The organism is Paraburkholderia aspalathi, assembly GCF_900116445.1.
Lineage (GTDB): Bacteria > Pseudomonadota > Gammaproteobacteria > Burkholderiales > Burkholderiaceae > Paraburkholderia > Paraburkholderia aspalathi.
Genome location: NZ_FPBH01000016.1, coordinates 114,478 through 135,305, shown reverse-complemented (window position 1 = coordinate 135,305; position 20,828 = coordinate 114,478). Strand labels below are relative to the sequence as shown.

Here is a 20,828-nt window from a genome sequence, read left to right as displayed (position 1 = left end):
TACCGCTAATCGGCACACCGCGCCCGGATGCCCGCGTGCCGCGCGCCAAACCAACGCGCATCACATGGCTATCTGAGTTAAACGCATTGCGCGCCACAGGTATTCCCGAGGTCCTTCCGCCGCGCGCCGCGCCTATACTGGAATAGCCTGTCCCTCACGACAGCGCGCCGCATCGGCGTGCTGCACTGCGAAACGGAGTTGCTCCATGACAAGCGTTGCACAGCTTCTTAAAACTAAACCGAACAACACCACCGTCTTCACCGTCGGGGCCGACGATTCCGTCTACGACGCGATCAAGCTGATGGCTGAAAAAGGCATCGGCGCACTGGTCGTGACGGACGGCGACAGCATCGCCGGGATCGTTACGGAGCGGGACTATGCGCGGAAGGTCGTCCTGATGGATCGTTCGTCGAAGGCTACGCCGGTGCGCGACATCATGAGCAAAGCCGTGCGCTTTGTCCGCCCTGACCAGACCACCGATGATTGCATGGCTCTGATGACCGAACGGCGCATGCGCCACTTGCCGGTCATCGAAAACGACCGCCTGGTCGGCATGGTGTCGATCGGCGATCTGGTGAAGAACATCATCGCCGAACAGCAATTCACCATTCAGCAACTCGAGTTCTATATCCACGGCGAACGCCCCTGAGGTTCGCGGCATATCGCAGGTCGCGCCACACGGCGGGCTTCGCGCACTGCTGAACGGGGCGCAAAAAAAGCCCAATCCTTGAAAAAGGTTGGGCGAAGCTACCTTTCGGCAGCGGAGGTTCCTGAATTGTGGACCGTGAGAATGCGCGCCGCATAAAGCGCGCACGTGGGTCGCCGCATCACATTGCTGACTGCTTGCGGAACGGCGGAACGTGCGCTCAGCTAATTTACGCACGCCCCGCTTCGGTCACATCAACTGCCGGCCGGACCAGCCGGCCTCCAAACTTGGTTGCCAAACTCAGTTACCAAACTTAGTTACCAAACTTAGTTACCAAACTTAGTTACCAAAATAAACCGACTTCGGGCCAGACGTCGGTTGCAAGACGCCACCGGCTTGTGACGAACCGCTCACTGCGCCACCGTAACCGCTGGTATCCGCGACGGGTTCCTGCGTTTGCGCGACTGCCGGATTTTGCGCCTGCACACGGCTTTCGGCGGCTTGAGCGTCGCTCGGATAGTTCGTGTCGTTGCTGGCGGCCGGGTTATAGCCCGCTTGTTCAAGCTGAATCAACTGACTGCGGACTTCTGCGCGGGTCGCGGGCTGGTCGCCCGATTGAGCGAACGAAGCTACTGGGACGGCGAGAACGGCTGCAACGGCGATTGCCTTGATGAGCGATTTCATGACTTACCTCCAGATCTGTTTTTTAGCTTCGCTTGCCACACCATGTGAGAAGCGAGTGATTTCAGTCTAGTCACCCAATCATCGCGGGAAAACCCTTAATTGTGAGATAGATAATTGTTCAAAACGCAAGAGTGTGGCGAAACTTACCGCCAAAGACGATTGAAGGCTTCGTTTTACCGTAATAATTGTCGGGATCGTAACCTTTCTGTCTGATGGTTGGAAAATGCGTCTCCACAGAACGTGTTTCGCCGCATTGCCTGACGCTAATGGTCAGATTGACGGACTCGTCAACGCCTCAGCATGCGGTGGCAGCAGCAATTTTCGCGCTCCGCTGACGAACGCGCTGCCGGGTTCGAAAAACCGCAACGGCCGATGCATCTCGCGCGACAAGCCGATGCGGGTCGTCACGCCGATCGGCACATCGCCCGTCTCGATCACACCGATCCACAGGCCATGTCCGCTGCAAAGATCGCGGCCGTCAAACGACTGATCGATTCCCAAGGCCATGGTGAGCCGGCCGGGTCCGCGCGCGAGATCGCGCAGCGGCACGCCAGGCCGCCGCGCCTCCATCAGCGGCAAACCTTCCAGCGGCTCGATCGCGCGAATCAGAATACCCGCGCCAACCTCTTCCGCTTCCGCAGACATGTTCAGCATGTACGAAAGCCCATACGTGAGCCGGATATAAGCGTGGCCGGGAGCGAGAAACATCGAACCGTTATACGGGCGCCGGCCTGCAAATGCGTGGCTGGTCGAATCGCCGAGCGGGTACGCCTCGGTTTCGACAATGCGGCCGCTGATACGGCCTTCGGGAAGGTCGTGCACGAGATATTTGCCAATCATGAAACGCGCCAGCGCGACGGTATCGAGCGGTAAATCGTCACGAAGCAATGGGAGGATGGGTAGAGGCTGATTCGGCATGCAATGCGGACGAGTCGTTAAGCGCAAAGCGCTGGGTTCGATAGATGCGCGGCCTACCCGTGCAGCGGACACGCCAACGGGCGTGCAACCCGCGCCGCATCAAGCGGCGAAGCGCCATCGGCCTGCCTTCATCGGACCATTCGTTGTACCAAAACCTCATTTCCAGGCACCGACGCATTCACCATGGCACTAATTGGAGTATCGTGTGTTTCCGGCTTGCAGGACAGCCTTTGCCGGCATGCGTGTGCTTAGGCGCGCCTGATCCGCTTACAGATTGCAAGAAGTCGCACGACCGCAGCAACGTTCCATTCAGATTTGATCCCGAAGTACCCGCTGGTGCAGTACACCGGCCCATCCCGGGGCCGTCGTATTCATGACAATAGGAGAGAGTTGAATGAAAGCATTCCAGGCAATCAAGATGGTCGGCGGTGCGCTGATCGTTCTGGCGTCCATCAATGCGTACGCGCAAAGCAGCGACGCTGCAGCTCCGGCGGCTCCCGCGGCTTCGTCCGCCCCTAGCGCCAAGGCGGACAAGGCGGCCAACCGCGCACTGGGTCGTAAAGTGCGCAGCGCGCTGTCGAAGACCAAGGGCCTGAGCGTGACCAACATCACCGTGCGCGCACGTGGCGGCGCAGTGACGCTGGCCGGCACAGTGCCTGAGCAGCCGCAAGTCGACCTGGCAACCCAGGCCGCGCAAGCCGTGCCGGGCGTGACGTCGGTCAAGAACGCCCTCTCGATCCGTCCGGTCGGCCAGTAAACCGCGTCGGTCAGCTGTAACGCTTTATCCGGACGCATCGCTTCATCACGAGGCGGTGCGTCCGAACCGAAGCAGCCTGTTTCTTTCCCTGACGCCTGACGCTGCCAACCCGGCAGTTTTAGTCTGCCGATGGTGTTTCACTCATCAAAACCGCGCCGCATTGTCCGCGCAATCCTGCGTCACTCAATCCTTCAGATGCGGAACAGCCGCCGATTGCCTTGTCACCTTCGCCAGTGCGTCGGCACAATCGTCTGTAGTGCCGGATGACAAAATCCGGACCGCCTAGAATTATCCTTTATAATTTAATGCGTTAGAGCACGTTGTTGACAAGTTGGTTTAGCATCTTCGCTCGCTCCCAGGTCTCGTCAACACCGTGCGTGCACGCCGCATCAGTCCCGTACAAGCAACAAGAACACGCATCTAAAGGAAGTCCTGAATGACCACACCCGCGACCGTTTTGCCCCGCTGGACCATCGCCGCGCCCTTCGTTGCCTGGATCGTGCTGGGCATCGCGTATGCCGTGCCGGGCAACGGGCTGCTGCTCGCGCTGATCGGCGTCGCGCTGTGCGCCGCCGTGTTCACAGCGGTGCACCACGCGGAAGTGGTCGCGCATCGCGTCGGCGAGCCGTTCGGTACCCTGGTGCTGGCGGTGGCCGTCACGGTGATCGAGGTCGCGCTGATCGTTTCGGTGATGCTGACCTCCGGCCCGGAAAAGGCCGGGCTTGCGCGCGACACGGTGTTCGCCGCGGTGATGATCGTCTGTAATGGGATCGTGGGCATCTGCCTGCTGGTGGGCGGCATCCGGCATCGCGAGCAGGATTTTCAAAGTCGTGGCGCGGCGGCCGCGCTGGCGGTACTCGCGTCCTTGTCCGTATTGACTCTGGTGATGCCGAACTACACGACGACTAGCGCCGGCCCGGTTCTGTCATCGTCGCAACTGGCGTTCGCGGGGGTGTCGTCGCTGGTGCTGTATGGGGTGTTCGTGTTCGTTCAGACCGTGCGGCATCGCGACTACTTTCTTGCCGACGTTCCCGACGAGGACGTCCACGCCGCCCCGCCGAGCATCGGTGTCGCGCTGGCAGCGGGCGGCTTGCTGGTGGTGTGCCTCGTCGCCGTCGTATTGCTCGCGAAAGTGCTCTCGCCGGTGGTTGAAACCGCGGTCAAGAACGCGGGTGCGCCGCCGGCGGTGGTCGGCATTATCATCGCGGCGCTGGTGCTGCTGCCGGAAGGGCTCGCCGCCGTGCGCGCGGCGCGCGCCGATCGCTTGCAGAACAGCCTGAATCTCGCGCTCGGCTCGGCGCTGGCCAGTATCGGGCTGACTATTCCGACGGTCGCTGCCGTGTTCTTGTGGACTGCTCAGCCGCTCATTCTCGGCATCGACGGCAAGGAAACCGTGCTGCTGATGCTCACGTTGATCGTCGGCACCCTGACGCTCAGTTCCGGACGCACGACGATCCTGCAAGGCGCCGTGCATCTGTCGCTGTTCGCGGCGTATCTGTTTCTGTCTTTCGCGCCCTGACGATAAGGCTCGGGGCCACGCTCTACGCAAACAAGCGGCCCTCTCCTTACTCTTCCCAATGCTCCGCAATCCAGTCGCGGAACAGATTCAGCTTCTGCTGATGCGCGACTGAATCCGGATACACGAAGTAGTACCGCCAGCCGGTCTTGAGCACCGTATCGAATGGCCGCACGAGACGCTTGGCCGCGACGTCTTCGTCGATCAGGGCAAGATCGCTGATGGCGACACCGAAGCCTTGCAAGGCGGCGTTGGTCGCCATGTCGAGCGTGTCGAAGCTCGGGCCGTGTTCAGCGTCGATCGCCGGCGCATTCGCAGCATCCACCTCGATCACCCTGGCAAGCCACATCTTCCAGTCGCGATGGTCGCGCGTTGGATGCAGCAGCGTGTGGCGCGCCAGATCCGCCACCTCGTTCAACGGTTTGTCTTTCAACAGATCCGGCGCGCACACCGGCGTCAGACGCTCCTCGAATAAGGGCACCGCCTGCACGTCCGCGCCCGGTGACGAGCCATAGATGATCGCCGCGTCGAACGGCTCGAGCTGGAAGTCGACGTCGTGCTGCCAGGTGGTGGTGATCTGAACATGCAGCTCGGGATACTCGGCCTGGAAGCGCATGATCTTCGGCAACATCCAGCGCATCACGCAGGTCGGCACCTTCAGCGCGAGATCGGTACGCTGACGCGTGAGCCGCAGCGATATCTCTTCGATACGCGCGAAGCTCTCCTTGACCGCGGGCAGCAACAATTCGCCTTCGGCGGTCAGCGTCAGGCCTTTCGCATGGCGCTTGAAGAGCGGAAACTTGTAGTAGTCCTCGAGCGCGATGATCTGCCGGCTTACCGCGCCCTGTGTCAGGCATAGGTGGTCAGCGGCGCGTGTGAAGCTGCGATGCCGCGCCACGGTTTCGAAAATCTGCAGCGCATTGAGCGGCGGGAGACGTCGCATCTGGATGAGTCCGGTCAGGGATCAGGAAAAGTCATTGCGTGGGCGGGCGGTGTTGGCTGCCGTCACGCCCCTTGAACCAACAGAATACGCGATAAGAATATTTTTCACGCGTTGCGCGCGAGCAAATATGCATGCATTTCGCTCATGACAGGGCTGTCAATTCCGGCCTGAGCGCGCCCGCTTGCACCGACTCAGGGCAGATGCCGCCAGACACCGCACCAGAACCGAGCTTTCCTCATACCTCCCAGCGGGCCGCCCGCGCGAAAAAATCATGGACGTTAACCCCGATACGCCACTGGATTGGCGTTCCCACGGATCGCAGCCAAGCCGCCGCTAGCGTCGCACAAGCGCCAGCCCATGAGATTCCGTCATGCGCTCCATGCGCATATTTCGTTTGTTGAGGGATTTTGACAAACCTAGAGTGCATCAACACGCAACGCAGCCGGTAGCGAGTGAGGTTGGGTACGTGGGATTGAGTAAGGCAGGCAGCGCAAATGGGCGATGCAGCGGCAGCGGTCAAAGCGAATATCACCAGGCAACAGGCGTTCAACACAGGAGACCGCCATGCAAGAGATCAAACGGGGTAGAAGGCAGGCCATCAAGGCAATCGGCGCAGCACTCGCGGCGTCCAGTTTGCCGATGCCGTTCGTCAATCTGCGGGCACAGGAGCACAACTTCGCAGGCAAGACACTGCGCTTGCTGACCTGGTCGGACGACACGGGCGCCGCCGCTTTGCGCAATATCGCCGCCACGTTCACGGCGAAGACCGGCGCCAAGGTCATCGCTGACCGCGCCGACGGCACCTCCGGCATGGTCGCCAAGGTCAAGGCCGCGGGCGATCGTCCCACTTACGACGTCATCACGCTGGCCGGCGTCGGCGCGGCGGGTCTCGGCGACGCGGGTCTGCTGATGAAGCCCGATCTCGACAAGCTGCCGAACCTGAAGGAGGTCGCGCCGCAATACCGCACGGGCGCGAATGGCTTCGGCGTGGGTTATCTGCTGTGGTCGGATGGCTTGATCTACAACACGTCGACGGTCAAGACGGCGCCGTCTTCGTACGAAGCACTGTGGGACCCGAAGTACGCCGGACGCCTGTTCCTGCCGCCGCCCGAATGGGCCGAAGCGGTGGACCTCGCGATCATCGCCGCGAAAATGAACGGCGGCTCGCAACAGAACATCGAGCCGGGCTTCAAGAAGCTGATGGAACTGAAAGATCACGTGATGACGCTCGGCGAGAACCCGAATCAGGTAGCCGATCTGTTCCGCACCGGCTCGCTCGATATCGGCGGCATCTATTCGCCGGCCTTCTTCCCTGACCAGATCCGCAAGCCCGAGTACAAGATGGGCGTGACCTACGGCATGAAGGAAGGCTTCGCCACGCAACTGATGTTCACGGTGATCCCGAAGTCGCACCCCGCCGACAGCGATCTGATCCACGCCTTCATCAACCATTCGCTTGATGCCGGCGTGCAAGGCCGCATGGCTGCCGACGTGCTGAACGGACCGGTCAACTCGAAGGCGGTGATTCCTGCCGAGAGCCGCGCATTCGTGCCGAGCCCGAAGCAGATCGCCGAGAAAGCAATCCTGCATGACGACAAGGCGCTCGCTGTCGTGCAGCCTGCGTGGATCAAACGCTACACCGAAATTTTCTCGGCATGACCGCGATGCTCGCGCGTTTTTCGCGGCGTGCCTCATCGGCGTCGGACGCTGCGTCGGGTGATGCGTCGGGCGCGGCCTCCGGCTCGCCCGGCGCCGCTTCCCGCGCACCGGACGAGCAGGCATCCTCGGCGCTCGCGAAAGCGCGCCCCTGGATTCTGCTCGCGCCGATCCTGCTGTTTCTCGCCATTCTCGGCGCGGCAGCGCTCGTCGTGCTGCGCATGAGCTTTGGTACGCAAGGCAACGAATGGCGCGGCTTCACGCTGCAGAACTATGCCGATCTCATCGACGGTTATTTCCTGAAGTCGCTGTGGCTCACGTTGCGGCTCGCCTTTCAAAGCATGGTCTGCGCCGTGCTGCTGGCGATTCCCGTCGCCCTGGCAATGGCGCGCACCAAGTCGCGGCTCGCGCGGCGGCTGTTGCTCGCAGGCGTGCTGCTGCCCTTGCTCGTCAATCTGCTGCTGCAAGGTTATGGCTGGCTGATCATTCTCGGCCCGGCCGGCCTGCTCAATCACGCGCTGCTCGGCAGCGGCCTCGTCGACCGCCCGGTGATGTGGCTGTATCGCGAACACGGCGTGTTGCTGGGCCTGATTCAGACGGCGTTTCCTCTGGCCGTGCTGCCGTTGTCGAGCGCGATGCGCGCAGTTTCCAGCTCGTATGAAGAAGCCGCGGCCACGCTCGGCGCGACGCGCTGGCAGACGCTGCGTCATGTGTTGCTGCCGCTTGCCATGCCGGGGCTCGTGTCCGGTGCCCTGCTCGTGTTCGCGTACAACGCCAGCGCCTTCGCCGTGCCCCTGCTGCTCGGCGGACGCCGCGTGCCGATGCTCGCCGTGCTGGTCCACGACCAGGTCGCGCCCTTGCTGAACTGGCCCGCCGCTTCGGCATCGGGCGTCGTATTGATGGTCGCGACGCTCACCGTGATGGCACTGTCGCAGCGCCTCGTGCGCCGCACACAACGTCTCGCCGAGGAGCCTCACGCATGAGCACGCCACTTCAATCCCTGCGCCTGCCGCGTTTGCCGATGACCATGCCCGGCCAGCTCGGCAAAGCCACCGCGCTGCTCGCCGCCATCGTGCTGTTCCTCGCCGCACTGCCGATCCTGACGATGATCACGATGTCGTTCAGCGCGGCCGACACGCTCGAATTCCCGCCGCACGCCTACGGCCTGCACTGGTACCGCGCGGCGTGGCACAGCTTCGTCTCGCCGGATGCAAGCGACTCCCTCTCGATGGGCGCCGCGCTCAGCACGAGCCTGATCGTCGCGCTCTCGACGATGGTCATCGCCACGCTCGTCTCCGTGCCCGCCGCCTACGCACTGAGCCGCTACCGTTTTCGCGGCAAACCCGCGGTCGAACAACTGGTGGCCTTGCCGCTCGTCTATCCGCTAGTGATGCTCGGTTTGTCGCTGTTGCTGGTGTTCAACGTGCTGCCGATCGAACTCGGCGTGTTCCGCCTGATCATCGCGCACGTGATTCTGGCGCTGCCGTTCACCGTGAAAAATTGCGCGGCATCGGTGGCCTCGATTGGCCCGGAGTTCGAGGAAGCGGCCTGCGTGATGGGTGCGAGCCCGAGCCGCGCGCTGATCGACGTGATCCTGCCGCTGATGCGCCCCGGCATTCTCGCCGGCATGCTGTTCGCGTTCATCGTCTCGTTCAACGAATTCACGGTGACCTTCTTCCTGTACGGCATCGACACGATGACGCTGCCTGTGTGGCTCTACAGCCGCACGGTGTCGTCGCTCGATCCGACCGTATTCTGTTTCGCCGTATTCATCGTCGCGATCGACTTCGCGCTGATCTGGCTGCTCGAAAAGCTGATCGGCGACGAAGGGGTGGCGCTTTGACCGCCCTTTCGATTCACGCTGCGCTGACGCCTTTTTGCTGGAGCATTCGATGACCCATCTGACCTTGCAGGCCGTGACCAAGCGCTTCAACGCGGCCTATGCCGTCGACAGCGTCGATCTGAGCGTGCCCGACGGCAAGCTGGTGTGCTTTCTCGGGCCGTCCGGCTGCGGCAAGACCACGCTCCTGCGGATGATCGCGGGGCTGGAAACGCCGAGCTCGGGCAGCATCAATTTTGCAGGCCGCGACATCACGCATCTGCCTGCGAACCAGCGCGACTTCGGCATGGTGTTCCAGTCGCTCGCACTGTTCCCGCATATGACCGTGGCGCAGAACGTCGCGTATCCGCTCAAGTTGCGCAAGACGGCGAAAGACGCGCAAGCGCGCCGTGTTACAGAATTGCTGGAGCTGATCCAGTTGCCGCATATGGCGAACCGGCCGGTCACGCAACTCTCCGGCGGCCAGCGGCAACGCGTGGCGATTGCCCGTGCGATCGCCTCGCAACCGAAACTGCTGCTGCTCGACGAACCGCTCTCCGCACTCGACGCCAAACTGCGCGAAGCGATGCAGGTCGAGATCCGCCTGCTGCAACAGCGCCTCGGCATCACGACGATCATGGTGACGCACGACCAGCGCGAAGCGATGACGATGGCCGACGAAATCGTGGTGATGGAGAAAGGCCGGATTGCCCAGGTCGGCAAACCACTCGATATTTATCGCGATCCGGTCAGCGAATTCGTCGCTGACTTCATCGGCCTCGGCAACATCCTGCCGGTCAGCTACGACGGCGCAGGCAGCGTCAGTCTGCCGGGCGGAACGCGCATTGCGGTTGCGCAACCGGCGCGGATGCCGGAGTCCAGCAGCGATATCCGTCTGCTGATCCGGCCGGAAGACGTCTGCGTTAAAACGGCGTCCGGCGCTGCTGGGCAGAACCGGCTCGCTGGCACGGTGACTTTTATCCGTGACGTGGGGGCGTCGCTGGAAGCCACGATCGATTGCGCAGGATTCACGCTAACTGCCGCGACCACGCCGCGCGAAACGCCGGGCCTCACGCTCGGCATGCCGGTGTTCGCGGAGTTGCCACCGCACGCGTGCAAACTGATCGCCGCCCGTGCGGCGCACTGAAACGTGCCGCTGAGGCATGGCACCGAGGCGCGTCGCTGAAGCGTTCACAGAAACCCATTCCAATACCGAGTTTTCGACAGAGGAAAGACCATGAATCAGCCCCAAGTTGCTCAATCGAACACGCGCCGTGTCTTCGCCACCCTCGCCGCGACGCTCGCTTTCACCGGCCTCGGCGCGCTGTGCGCCTTTTCGTCGGCCGCGCATGCGGACGCGCTCGACAACATCGCCAAGTCCGGCACGGTTCGCATCGGCGTGTTCGAAGACTACCCGCCGTTCGGTTCGATCGGCCCGGACATGAAGCCGATGGGCTACGACATCGACGTCGCCAACCTGATCGGCAAGTCGCTCAACGCAAAGGTCGAACTCGTGCAGGTGACGGGCGACAACCGCATGGCCTACCTCGCCGACCACAAGGCTGACATGCTGCTTTCAGTCGGCCAGACGCCGGAGCGCGAAAAGGTGATCGACTTCTCGCAGCCTTACGCGCCCTACTACCTCGCCGTCTTCGGCCCGAAAACGCTGCCCGTGAAGAACGCCGCCGACCTCGCCGGCAAGTCGATTTCGGTTGCGCGCGGCACGCTGGAAGACCTGAGCGTGACCAAAATCGCGCCCCCCAGCGCGAACATCAAAAGATTCGACGATCCTAACGGCGCAATTTCGGCGTTTCTTTCTGGTCAGGTACAGTTGATGGTAGTCGGCAACGACGTCGGCGCAACCATTCTCGCGCGTCATCCGGCGAACGATCCCGAGCAGAAGTTCTCGCTATTCAGCTCGCCGGATCACGTCGGTTTGAACAAGAATGAGCCGCGTCTGAAGCAAAAAGTCGACGAAACGATTGCCAAGGCCCGCAAGGACGGCACCATGAACGCGATTTCGCAGAAATGGCTGCGTGCGCCGCTGCCGGCCGACCTCTGAACCTTTATTGCGCGGACCGGCAAGGCCGGCCCGCGCCGGAGTTTGACCACACGATGAGCGCCACGCTATGACTTATGCGTTCGATTTCAGCGGCTTCGGCCTCTATGCGGGGCTGCTCGCGCGCGGCGTCGCCGTCACGCTGGGGCTGACCGCCGTGTCCACCGTCCTCGGCGGTCTCGTCGGTATTGGCGGCGCGAGCATCGCCGTGGCCGGGCCGAAGTGGGCGCGCTGGGTCGTCGCGACTTACGTCGAGTTGATCCGCAATACGCCCTTCATCGTGCAGTTGTTCTTCATCTTTTTTGGCCTGCCGAGCCTCGGCATTCATATCGACGAGGTGCAGGCCGCGATTCTGGCGATGACCGTCAATCTCGGCGCCTACGCAATCGAAATCGTGCGCGCCGGTATTGACTCGATTCCGCGCGGTCAGGTGCAGGCGGCGCAAGCGCTCGGCCTGCATGGACGGCAAGTATTTCGCTACGTCGTGCTGCCGCAGGCGGTCGCCAACGTGTTTCCCGCGCTGCTGAGCCAGGTGTTGATCGTGATGCTCGGTTCGGCGGTGGTCTCGCAGATTTCGGTGCCCGATCTGACCTATGCGGCCAACTTCATCCAGTCGCGCAATTTCCGCTCGTTCGAGAGCTACGTGATCATCACCGCGACGTATCTGGTGTTGTCGATCGTATTGCGGCAACTCATGAACCGGCTCGGCCGTGGCCTCTTCGCGGGCCGCGTCGCTCGCGGCGGCAGCAGCGACAGCGCGCCGCGTAACTGGCGCACCCGCCTGATGTGGCGCACCGCCGCCCGCACTTTGCCGACGGAGCGCTGATCATGGTCGAATTCACGCTGTGGGACATCGCCCGCAATCTGTTGCTCGCCGCCCGCTGGACGGTGTTGTTGTCGCTGATCGCGTTTGTCGGTGGTGGCATTGTCGGGCTGATCCTGCTCGCGATGCGCGTGTCGCCGTTGCCGTGGCTGCGGCGAATCGTCGTGGTGTATGTGGAAGTGTTCCAAGGCACGCCGTTGTTGATGCAGCTGTTTCTGGCGTTCTTCGGCCTGCCTCTGTTGGGTGTCGATGTCTCGCCCTGGGTCGCGGCAACCGTCACGTTGACGCTTTATACCAGCGCGTATCTGGTCGATATCTGGCGCGGCTGCGTGGAAGCCGTGCCGCGTGGTCAATGGGCCGCGGGCGCGAGTCTGGGCATGACGTTCAGCCAGCAACTGCGCTACATCATCTGGCCGCAGGCGCTGAAGATCGCCGTGGCGCCGACGGTCGGCTTCCTCGTGCAAGTGGTGAAGAGCACGGCGCTCGCGTCGATCATCGGCTTCACGGAATTGACCAAGACCGGCACGATGATCACCAACGCAGCATTCCGCCCATTCCCGATCTACGGCATGGTCGCGATGATTTACTTCGCAATGTGTTTCCCGTTGACCTGGTACGCGCGGGTGCTGGAGAAGCGGCAGAAGGTGGGGCAGCACCGCTAACGCTATCTTTTCTGCGGGTTTATAAAAAACGGCAACCGTTTTACACGGTTGCCGTTTTTTTCATTGTCAGCCCGTTGCTTCTATCGAGCCGCTTGAGTCGACTTCCGTAACTTCGCTACGTCGCCCGCCGTGACAGGCGACCCACCGTTATTCCACCCGGCCCGCACGAAGGTCAGTACATCGGCGATCTGCTGGTCGTTGAGCACCGGTGCGTACTTCGGCATCGGATACGGCGCGGGAATGCCGCCGATCACCAGATCCTCCGTACCGTTCAGCGTCACATTGATCAGCGAGGACGAATCCTTCTCCAGCACGTTCGGATTCCCAGCCAACGGCGCGAGCATTGGCGCAAAGCCGCGTCCGTCGACACCATGGCAGTGCATGCAATACGCCGTATAAACACGCGCACCGGCATCGTTCGCGGGACGGTTCAGCGATACCTTCGTCGCTTGTGGATCGTACGTATAAGGCGGCGAGCCACTGCCGCCCGCCGGCGGTAGCGATTTCAGGTAGGTGGACATCGCGGCGATGTCGGTGTCGTTCATGCCCTGCGTGCTGTTGTTGATCACACTGGTCATCGAACCGAATGCCGACGCATGGCGATTGGCGCCGGTCTTCAGGAACGCCTGCAGATCCTGATCGTTCCAGCGACCGAGGCCGACGTTGTGCTCGCCCGTCAGGTTCGCGGCGAACCAACCGTCGAGCACGCCGCCCGTCAGGAACGCGCTGCCGCTTTCGTCCAGCGCCTTCTCCTGGAATGCGATGCCGCGCGGCGTATGACACGAGCCGCAATGCCCCAGGCCCTGAATCAGATACGCGCCACGATTCCACGCGACATCCTTGCCCGGCTTGTCCTGATAGGCACCCTTCTCCAGGAACACCATGTTCCAGAACTTCAACGGCCAACGCATGTTCAAGGGCCATTTGATGTCCGGCTCGCGATTCGCCTGCAACACCGGCGCGACGCCGCTCATGAAGTACGCATACAGCGCTTTCATGTCGTCGTCGTTGACCTTCGCATACGACGGATACGGCATCGCCGGATACAGGTTGTGCCCGTCTTTCGCGACGCCTTCGCGCATCGCTTTCGCAAAGTCCTCTTCCGTGTAACTGCCGATGCCAGTTTGCTGATCCGGCGTGATGTTTGTGGTGTAGATCTGGCCCATCGGCGTGGTCATCGGCAGGCCGCCCGCGAACGGCTTGCCCTTCGGCGCCGTATGGCAAGCGACACAATCGCCAACCTTCGCAAGATAGGCGCCGCGTTGCACCAGTGCCTGATCCGCCGCTTGTACCGGAGCTTGGGTGAGGAACGGCAACGCCACACACAGCGCTGCACCGAAACCCTTGAGTGTGTTTTTCATGTTGGGCTCTCAGGCGGTTTGTAGTTGACTGCCGACCGGCAATTGCCGCAGCCGCTTGCCGGTCGCCGCAAAAATCGCGTTCGTCAAAGCCGGCGCGAGCGCCGCCGTACCCGGTTCGCCGATGCCGCCAGGCGCCTCGCTGCTCTTCACGATATGCACCTCGATCGGCGGTGCCTGATCGATGCGCAGCATCCGGTAGTCGGTGAAATTGTTCTGCTCCACGCGACCGTCCTTGATCGTGATCTCGCTGTAGAGCGCCGCCGTGATGCCGAAGATGATGCCGCCCTGTACCTGCGCTTCGATCGTGTTCGGATTCACCACCATCCCGCAATCGACCGCGCACACGACCCGCTTGACGGCCACCTCGCCCTGATCGACCGCAACGTCGACCACCATCGAAAAGAAGCTGCCGAACGCATGCATCACCGACACGCCGCGCCCCTGCCCCTTCGGCACCGCGCTGCCCCAGTTCGCCGCCTGCGTGGCCGTATTGAGCACGTTCAGCGCGCGTGGCGTTTTGCCCAGCAGATCCTGGCGATATTTCACCGGATCGATTTTCGCCTGAGTGGCGAGCTCGTCGATGAAACTCTCGACCACGAAGGTGCCGCGCGTCGGCCCCACGCCGCGCCAGAACGCCGTCGGTACTGCATGCGGTTCCTGGCGCACATAGTCGATCAGCTGATTCGGCAAGTCGTACGGCAGATCCGAGGCGACTTCCACCGCATCCGGGTCGATACCATTCTTGAACGCGGGCGGCGCGAAACGCGCCAGGATCGACGAGCCGACAATCCGGTGCTGCCACGCGATCGGCTTGCCGTTCGCGTCGAGGCCGGCGGAGATCTTGTCGTAGTAATACGGCCGGTACATGTCGTGCTGGATGTCTTCTTCGCGCGTCCAGACAACCTTCACCGGCGTCGACACCTGCTTGCCGATCTTGACCGCCTGCGTGACCATGTCGAACTCGAGCCGCCGGCCGAAGCCGCCGCCAATCAGATGGTTGTGCACGACGATCTTGTCAGCCGGCAAACCGGTGACGGCAACCGCGGCGTCCACCACCCGCGTCGGCACCTGCGAGCCGAGCCAGACATCGCAGCCGTCGGGCCGCACGTGCACCGTGCAGTTGATCGGCTCCATCGTGGCGTGCGCGAGGAACGGCTGCTGATACACGGCGTCGACGCGCGTCTTCGCGTTTGAAAACGCGTTGTTTACGTCGCCGTCTTTACGCGCCACCGCACCGTTTTGCTGCGCGGCCTTGGCGAGATCGTCGACGATCTGCTTCATCCCGATCTGCGCGCCCGCGCCTTCGTTCCATTTAATATCCAGCGCCTGCAAACCGCGTTTGGCGGCCCACGTGTGATCGCCGATCACGGCGACCGCGTTATCCACTTTGACGACCTGGCGCACGCCCGGAATCTTCTTCGCGTTGGTATCGTCGACGCTCGCGAGCGTGCCGCCGAACACCGGGCAGTTCGCGATGGCCGCGTAGACCATGTCCGGCACGCGCACGTCCAGTCCGAACATCGCCGTGCCGTCGACCTTCCCGGGTGAATCGAGGCGCTTCACCGCGGTGCCGATCACCTTGAAGTCTTTCGGATCTTTCAACTTGACGTTCTGCGGCACGGGCAGTTTGGCTGCGGCCGTCACCAGCTGGCCGTAGCCGATGCTGCGATTGCTCGCCGCATGAATCACCTGCCCGGCTTGCGCGTGACAGCTCGCCGAATCGACTTGCCATTGCTGCGCGGCAGCGCTGATCAAGACGGTGCGTGCAGTCGCGCCAGCCCGGCGCATCGGCTCCCATGCATAGCGGATCGACGTCGAGCCGCCGGTGAGCTGGCCGCCGAGAAGCGGATCCATGAAGAGCTTTTCGTTCGGCGGCGCGTGGTCGAGCGTGACCGAATCGAGCGGCACTTCGAGCTCTTCGGCGATCAGCATCGGGATCGATGTGTAGACGCCTTGCCCCATTTCGACCTTCGGGATCACCAGCGTGACCTTGCCCGCGGTGTCGATCTGGATGAAAGCGTTCGGCGCGAACACGCCGCTTTGTGGCGCTTCATCCCCATCGCCGCCGATCACGGATTTGCCGGCCTTCTGGTCTTGACTGGCGGCCGGCATGCTGAAGCCGAGCAGCAAGCCGCCGCCAGTTGCAGCTCCCACCGTGACGCCGAATTTGAGGAAGGTGCGGCGCGAGATGCCGCCCTTCGGCGGTTGCGCGTCGTTTTGTGAATCGAGCAATCCCTGGGACATGTCAGGCTCCCTTCGCGGCTTGCTTGATCGCCGCGCGGATGCGGTTGTACGTCCCACAGCGGCAGATGTTGCCGGCCATGGCAGCGTCGATATCCGCATCGCTTGGATTGGGGTTGCTCGCGATTAGCGAAGCCGCCGACATCACCTGCCCGGACTGACAGTAGCCGCATTGCACGACGTCCAGCTGACGCCACGCCTGCTGCACCTTCTGCCCAGCCGGCGTGCTGCCGACCGCTTCGATGGTGGTGATTTTCTTGTCGCCGACGGCCGCTGCCGGCAGCACGCACGAGCGCACCGCGACGCCATCGAGATGCACGGTGCACGCGCCGCATTGAGCGATACCACATCCGAACTTGGTGCCGGTCAAGCCGACGAGGTCGCGCAAGACCCACAGGAGGGGCATGTCGGGGGGTGCGTCGACGGTATGAGTCTGGCCGTTAATGTTGAACGTTGTCATGGGCGGCTCCGGGTGGGGTTTATTGTTTGTCAGGCTGTTTAGACAGAGACGTCGAACCAAAACGCAAAGACTTGCCGTGTTTATTCGACACGCCGTGCTAATACGTCATGCGGCTACTGTTCAATTGCAGGTCAACGAGTACAGTAAATGATGTGCAGCGCGCGTGCGCTGGAAGGGACCCGGAAATTGTAGCCGTGGATAAAGAAGTTCGCCGACAACGTGACATGTCCGCGTGCGCATTCACACGGCGAAAAGGACTTCGCGGCGGCGCTTGCCGGAAGTGAAACGAGATTCAAATCAATGCGTTACCATTGCGGCATTGGTTTGACTATCCGAAGGAGCGGCAAGATGAACGACCAGCAATGCATTCAATTCCTCTCGGAAATTCGCAAACCGCTACTGGCGTTGCATAAATCGATTCTCGATCACGAGCGCGCGGCGTACGAAAAGGAATTCGGCCCTGTGACCCCGGCGGCCTTCCTGCAGGTGCTCATTAACGGCTCGGCGTTCCGCTGGCTTACGCCGCTCTCCACGGTCATTGCCAACGTCGACGAGATTCTCGACGACAAAGAAGCGGACGCCGCCGATCGGCTCGCCGCAGCCGAAGCCGTCTCCGGCCTCTTTTCTCCCGACCAGCCCAACAACGCATTCCTGCCGCGCTACTTGCCGCTCCTGCAAGTCGACCCGGCGATCCTGCATCACCACGGCCAGGTTTCGCAATTGCTGCGCGGCGTTGAAGCGAAGTAGCCGGCGGCGTGTTCCTTCGCCTGGGGCTCGTTGGGCTTCGTTGGCGTTGGCCGGAGGTCGTCGCTTTGGTGGAACGCGGGGGCGTGGCATTCCGCATTGATTGAACCTTCGGCTCCCGAATTCGCTCACCATTGCCGCGCGCACATTCTGGCCTTGGGCGCATCGCTTCGTTGAATACCGAATCGCCGCGTCCTCGACGATTACCAGGCTTCCCGAATCCTGCCAGCACAAAAATACCTTGTTTCAAGGTGATTTATGCGCGTTTCGTAACAGTGCGTTATATCCGCGCCACCCACCATTCAATGCAGCGACGCCGTGCTTCACAATCTTTTCAATTTGCCTGGCTTTGCTGAATAAAACAAAGGTGAGCTTTTGCGGGAGGCACTCGGAGCATGCTACGAAAAGCCGGTCAGCGCGCTTCGGAGCACCCTGCTAAGGTAAGCAGACTTTCTCGCGACGCTCATCATCATGCAAAACTGGCCGCTTCCTGAAAGCTATACGTTCCGTGATCAAACCGTGCGTTTTCGCGTGACCGGCAACGGCCCGCCGCTGGTGCTGGTTCATGGCACACCGTTTTCTTCGTATGTGTGGCATCGCATCGCCCCGCATCTCGCGCAAGTGCGCACGGTGTATTACTACGATCTGCTTGGCTACGGCCAATCCGAGCAACGCGACGCTCAGGACGTCTCGCTCGGCGTGCAGAACGTGCTGCTGGCGGAATTGCTCGCGCATTGGGACCTGACGAATCCGGACATCATCGCGCACGATTTCGGCGGCGCGACTTCCTTGCGCGCGCATCTCATTGATGGGTGCGACTATCGCAGCCTCACGCTGATCGATCCGGTGGCAGTCGCGCCATGGGGTTCGCCGTTCGTGCAGCACGTGCGCGAACACGGCGCGGCGTTCGCCGGGCTACCGCCGTATATCCACGAAGCGGTCGTGAAAGCGTACGTGCGCGGCGCGATTGCTCGCGATATTCCGGACGAAGAACTCGCGCCTTATGTGACGCCGTGGCTCGGCGCAACGGGACAAGCCGCGTTCTACCGCCAGATCGCCCAGATGGATCAGCGCTATACCGATGCGGTCGAAACACGTTATTCGCAGATGCGTTGCCCGACGCAAATCCTGTGGGGCGAAGACGACCAATGGATTCCGCTCGAACGCGGCCGGCAACTGGCGGCAGTCATACCCGAGGCACGCTTTCAGGCGGTGCCCAAGGCCGGTCATCTGGTGCAGGAAGATGCGCCCGAAGCGATCGTTGCAGCGGCGCTGCGCTGGTTCGATTGAAGGAAGGCGCGTTATGGGTAGCCGGTCTGATCTGCCCGGTAGTGGACCCGGAGGACCCGGAGGACCCGAATGCGAGGATGTGACGAAGCAGCGATCCCGGCAAATGACTGGCCGGGATCGCTGCTTGTTTGGTGTTGGCGAAAAATCGCCGGCTGATTCTTAGGCGCGCCTAACCGCGCCCTTGCGGCAAATACGGCATCGGATCAACCGGCTTACCGTCGCGGCGCAACTCGAAGCCGACCGAGACGCGCGAGTTGTTCTCATCGCCCATCTCGGCAATCTGCTGGCCTTGCCGCACGATGTCGCCGATTTTGACCAGTAGCTTGCGGTTATGCGAGTACGCGGTCAAAAAGTCCTTGTTGTGCTGAACGATGATCAGACTGCCGTAACTGTTCAAACCGGTGCCGGCGTACATCACCTTGCCGTCGGCCGCGGCCCGCACCGGATCGCCGGGCTTGCCGCCGATTTCGATGCCGCGTGTTTCGCCCGGCTGGAATGCTTCGACTACACGGCCACCTGCAGGCCATGCCAGCGACACGCCGTTCGCGTGCCGCGAAGTTTGCTGCGCGACTTCGCGTGCCTCGGCGGCGCTAGGCGCGGCTGATGGAGCGGCTGATGGCGTAGCGGACTGCGCCGTTGTCTGCGACGTAGTTGTCGCCGGCGCCTGTTGCGCGGCAAGCGGAGCAGCGGGCGCGGACGCCGCCGCAGCCTTCGCAGCGGCGGCTGCCGCATTGGCTGCCCGCACCGTTTCCGGCGAAGCGACGTGCAACACCTGCCCAAGCTTCAATCGCGAGGACGGCTTGAGCCCGTTCCACGCCTGTAACTGCCTGACACTGCAATGATGATGCTGCGCGATGCGCGCCAACGTGTCGCCACGCTTGACGCGATACACCAACGGCGGCGACTTCTTAAGCGGCGTGCCGTCGTCGGCGGCCGACTGGACCGACGAACCTGCAAGCGCACCGGAAGCCGGCGCGGCAGCCGCTGCCGGCACACCGGACGCAGCCGATGCGCCCGATGCCGCGCCAGTTTGCGCGTCCTGCTGTCCCACATTCGCACAACCGCTGACGGCCAGCGCGACCCACACGCCAGCCAGACTGGCCATCATTGTTCTGTCGAAACGCTTTCCCAACATGTTCGACTCCTGCTTTTTATTGGCGAGCCGGATGCTGCCCTGTCGCGTGCGATGCGCGCATTCTGACGAAGCGCTGCTTTCTGCCGCGACACAGCGAGGCCGCCTCGTGCGGCGCCCACCCGTGCCCTGCCGTCCAACCCAATCCCTTTCGCCTTACTGGATGCCCAGATGCTGAATGCTCGAAAACAGCCGATCTTCCGCGAAAAGGGCCAGATTGCCGATTAAAATTCACGCGGAATTGTAAAGTGCGTTTTGCAAAAAACGTCCCGGTCCACACAAACAGATACAAACCTTACTTACGGTGATGCAGAGACGGTTGCATCCGCAACCAGTCCTCACCCGCGGTGTCGGCCTCGCGTCTCAACGCGCATGACCGCGAAGACCGCAGACGGCCGCGCCGCCCGACGACCGGACGATTACGTTTGCTTATCGGCAGAACGCTGCAAAAACTTGAATTGCCGGTACGCGAGACGGGAAGCGAAGATGGGGAAATGCGCAGGCGAGCGGCCGGACAGACGTGCGTCCGCCCGGCCGCAGCGACTGGCCTGACCTAGCTGTAGGTATGACCTTGGTACAACACGAAACCGACCGGATGATGCGTGAAATGCAGCACCGGCAGAACGGGGTTGTTGTTATCGGCGGTGGGATAGGCGCTGGCTTGGGCGATGTATTCGCCTTGCGCCTCGATTGGCTGGCCGACCTGCAGACCGGGAATTTCCTGCGCGAGCCCTTCGCTGTCGCCGTACCGCACGGCAACGAATACTTCGGTACCGACGAGGTTCTGCGTGCCGCCGTCGAACTTCACGACACTGTCGATCTTGATGACGAATTGCTGATGTTCGGCGGCGTGGTGAAATTCCGGGCTGAGGAAAACCTTGCTGATCGTACCCTGTACGCAAGCCAGCGGCGCGCCCACCGAATGAGGGTCACTATGATGAGGAAGAACCTGCGTTGCGAGATTGCTCATGAAGTCTCCGTGAAGGACATCGGATCGGTCTACGGCGAAACGTACGGCGCGCCGCCGGACAGCAACGACGCGATACCGTTTGAGCAGACCATTAGGCGCGAGTTCATTGCGCGCCATTCGCGGGAGACACGAGGATCGGCGTGAAAA

General features: G+C 62.1%; 20 protein-coding genes. 12 read left to right on the top strand and 8 right to left on the bottom strand.

Translation table 11 applies throughout. The annotated features are described in order from the left end of the window. Nucleotides 1-205: 205 nt before the first annotated feature. On the top strand, nucleotides 206-649 hold the full coding sequence (locus tag BM438_RS23535; RefSeq protein ID WP_054036399.1) for a CBS domain-containing protein: 444 nt from the start codon (nucleotides 206-208) through the stop codon (nucleotides 647-649). Between the two features lie 336 nt (nucleotides 650-985). Here the strand turns inward: BM438_RS23535 and BM438_RS23530 are convergent, their stop codons facing one another. Both BM438_RS23530 and BM438_RS23525 read right to left on the bottom strand, forming a co-directional pair. Then, the gene (locus BM438_RS23530) at nucleotides 986-1,330 is read right to left on the bottom strand and encodes a DUF4148 domain-containing protein (RefSeq protein ID WP_093638649.1); all 345 of its coding nucleotides are present in this window, start codon (nucleotides 1,328-1,330) and stop codon (nucleotides 986-988) included. 270 nt (nucleotides 1,331-1,600) lie between these two features. Continuing rightward, nucleotides 1,601-2,248 (bottom strand): DNA-3-methyladenine glycosylase, encoded by a 648-nt coding sequence (locus tag BM438_RS23525; protein ID WP_093638644.1) that lies wholly within the window; start codon nucleotides 2,246-2,248, stop codon nucleotides 1,601-1,603. A gap of 394 nt (nucleotides 2,249-2,642) precedes the next feature. On the opposite strand from BM438_RS23525, the gene BM438_RS23520 reads away from it, so the two are divergent. Together BM438_RS23520 and BM438_RS23515 are read left to right on the top strand one after the other, a co-directional pair. Continuing rightward, nucleotides 2,643-3,005: a BON domain-containing protein gene (locus BM438_RS23520; RefSeq protein ID WP_093638639.1), complete on the top strand. Its 363-nt coding sequence runs from the start codon at nucleotides 2,643-2,645 to the stop codon at nucleotides 3,003-3,005. A gap of 436 nt (nucleotides 3,006-3,441) precedes the next feature. Continuing rightward, the gene (locus BM438_RS23515; RefSeq protein ID WP_093638634.1) at nucleotides 3,442-4,524 is read left to right on the top strand and encodes a calcium:cation antiporter; all 1,083 of its coding nucleotides are present in this window, start codon (nucleotides 3,442-3,444) and stop codon (nucleotides 4,522-4,524) included. 46 nt (nucleotides 4,525-4,570) lie between these two features. Here the strand turns inward: BM438_RS23515 and BM438_RS23510 are convergent, their stop codons facing one another. Beyond that, complete coding sequence (locus BM438_RS23510) at nucleotides 4,571-5,464, bottom strand: LysR substrate-binding domain-containing protein (RefSeq protein ID WP_093638630.1); 894 nt, start codon at nucleotides 5,462-5,464, stop codon at nucleotides 4,571-4,573. A 564-nt stretch (nucleotides 5,465-6,028) separates the two neighbouring features. Here BM438_RS23510 and BM438_RS23505 point away from each other — a divergent pair. From BM438_RS23505 to BM438_RS23475, 7 genes are all read left to right on the top strand, one after another. Then, complete coding sequence (locus BM438_RS23505) at nucleotides 6,029-7,123, top strand: ABC transporter substrate-binding protein (protein WP_093638626.1); 1,095 nt, start codon at nucleotides 6,029-6,031, stop codon at nucleotides 7,121-7,123. Further along, nucleotides 7,120-8,103, top strand: coding sequence for an ABC transporter permease (locus BM438_RS23500; protein ID WP_093638621.1), 984 nt, complete (start codon nucleotides 7,120-7,122; stop codon nucleotides 8,101-8,103). Before BM438_RS23505 ends, BM438_RS23500 begins: the two co-directional genes overlap by 4 nt. Further along, entirely contained in the window at nucleotides 8,100-8,963 is an 864-nt protein-coding gene (locus BM438_RS23495) for an ABC transporter permease (RefSeq protein ID WP_093638616.1), read from the top strand. The genes BM438_RS23500 and BM438_RS23495 overlap by 4 nt, the downstream gene beginning before the upstream one ends. Nucleotides 8,964-9,012: 49 nt before the next feature. After that, nucleotides 9,013-10,086 carry an ABC transporter ATP-binding protein gene (locus BM438_RS23490; protein ID WP_093638613.1) on the top strand — a complete coding sequence of 358 codons (1,074 nt, stop codon included), beginning with the start codon at nucleotides 9,013-9,015 and terminating at the stop codon, nucleotides 10,084-10,086. Nucleotides 10,087-10,176: 90 nt separating this feature from the next. Next, the gene (locus tag BM438_RS23485) at nucleotides 10,177-11,001 is read left to right on the top strand and encodes a transporter substrate-binding domain-containing protein (RefSeq protein ID WP_093638610.1); all 825 of its coding nucleotides are present in this window, start codon (nucleotides 10,177-10,179) and stop codon (nucleotides 10,999-11,001) included. A gap of 67 nt (nucleotides 11,002-11,068) precedes the next feature. Continuing rightward, complete coding sequence (locus BM438_RS23480) at nucleotides 11,069-11,824, top strand: amino acid ABC transporter permease (RefSeq protein ID WP_093638605.1); 756 nt, start codon at nucleotides 11,069-11,071, stop codon at nucleotides 11,822-11,824. 2 nt (nucleotides 11,825-11,826) lie between these two features. Continuing rightward, nucleotides 11,827-12,483 (top strand): amino acid ABC transporter permease, encoded by a 657-nt coding sequence (locus BM438_RS23475; RefSeq protein WP_093638600.1) that lies wholly within the window; start codon nucleotides 11,827-11,829, stop codon nucleotides 12,481-12,483. Between the two features lie 80 nt (nucleotides 12,484-12,563). On the opposite strand, the gene BM438_RS23470 is transcribed toward BM438_RS23475, so the two are convergent. Genes BM438_RS23470 through BM438_RS23460 form a run of 3 tightly spaced genes read right to left on the bottom strand, consistent with a single transcriptional unit; the run spans nucleotide 12,564 to nucleotide 16,545 of the window. Further along, the gene (locus tag BM438_RS23470; RefSeq protein WP_093638596.1) at nucleotides 12,564-13,844 is read right to left on the bottom strand and encodes a c-type cytochrome; all 1,281 of its coding nucleotides are present in this window, start codon (nucleotides 13,842-13,844) and stop codon (nucleotides 12,564-12,566) included. A 9-nt stretch (nucleotides 13,845-13,853) separates the two neighbouring features. Beyond that, nucleotides 13,854-16,088 (bottom strand): xanthine dehydrogenase family protein molybdopterin-binding subunit, encoded by a 2,235-nt coding sequence (locus BM438_RS23465; RefSeq protein ID WP_093638593.1) that lies wholly within the window; start codon nucleotides 16,086-16,088, stop codon nucleotides 13,854-13,856. Nucleotide 16,089: 1 nt separating this feature from the next. Beyond that, on the bottom strand, nucleotides 16,090-16,545 hold the full coding sequence (locus BM438_RS23460) for a (2Fe-2S)-binding protein (RefSeq protein ID WP_093638590.1): 456 nt from the start codon (nucleotides 16,543-16,545) through the stop codon (nucleotides 16,090-16,092). Nucleotides 16,546-16,893: 348 nt separating this feature from the next. On the opposite strand from BM438_RS23460, the gene BM438_RS23455 reads away from it, so the two are divergent. Beyond that, on the top strand, nucleotides 16,894-17,292 hold the full coding sequence (locus tag BM438_RS23455; RefSeq protein WP_093638585.1) for a hypothetical protein: 399 nt from the start codon (nucleotides 16,894-16,896) through the stop codon (nucleotides 17,290-17,292). A 468-nt stretch (nucleotides 17,293-17,760) separates the two neighbouring features. Continuing rightward, nucleotides 17,761-18,579: an alpha/beta fold hydrolase gene (locus BM438_RS23450; protein ID WP_093638581.1), complete on the top strand. Its 819-nt coding sequence runs from the start codon at nucleotides 17,761-17,763 to the stop codon at nucleotides 18,577-18,579. A gap of 169 nt (nucleotides 18,580-18,748) precedes the next feature. On the opposite strand, the gene BM438_RS23445 is transcribed toward BM438_RS23450, so the two are convergent. Together BM438_RS23445 and BM438_RS23440 are read right to left on the bottom strand one after the other, a co-directional pair. Beyond that, nucleotides 18,749-19,714, bottom strand: coding sequence for a peptidoglycan DD-metalloendopeptidase family protein (locus BM438_RS23445; RefSeq protein WP_093638577.1), 966 nt, complete (start codon nucleotides 19,712-19,714; stop codon nucleotides 18,749-18,751). Between the two features lie 550 nt (nucleotides 19,715-20,264). Next, nucleotides 20,265-20,681, bottom strand: coding sequence for a hypothetical protein (locus tag BM438_RS23440; RefSeq protein WP_093638574.1), 417 nt, complete (start codon nucleotides 20,679-20,681; stop codon nucleotides 20,265-20,267). Nucleotides 20,682-20,828: the final 147 nt, after the last annotated feature.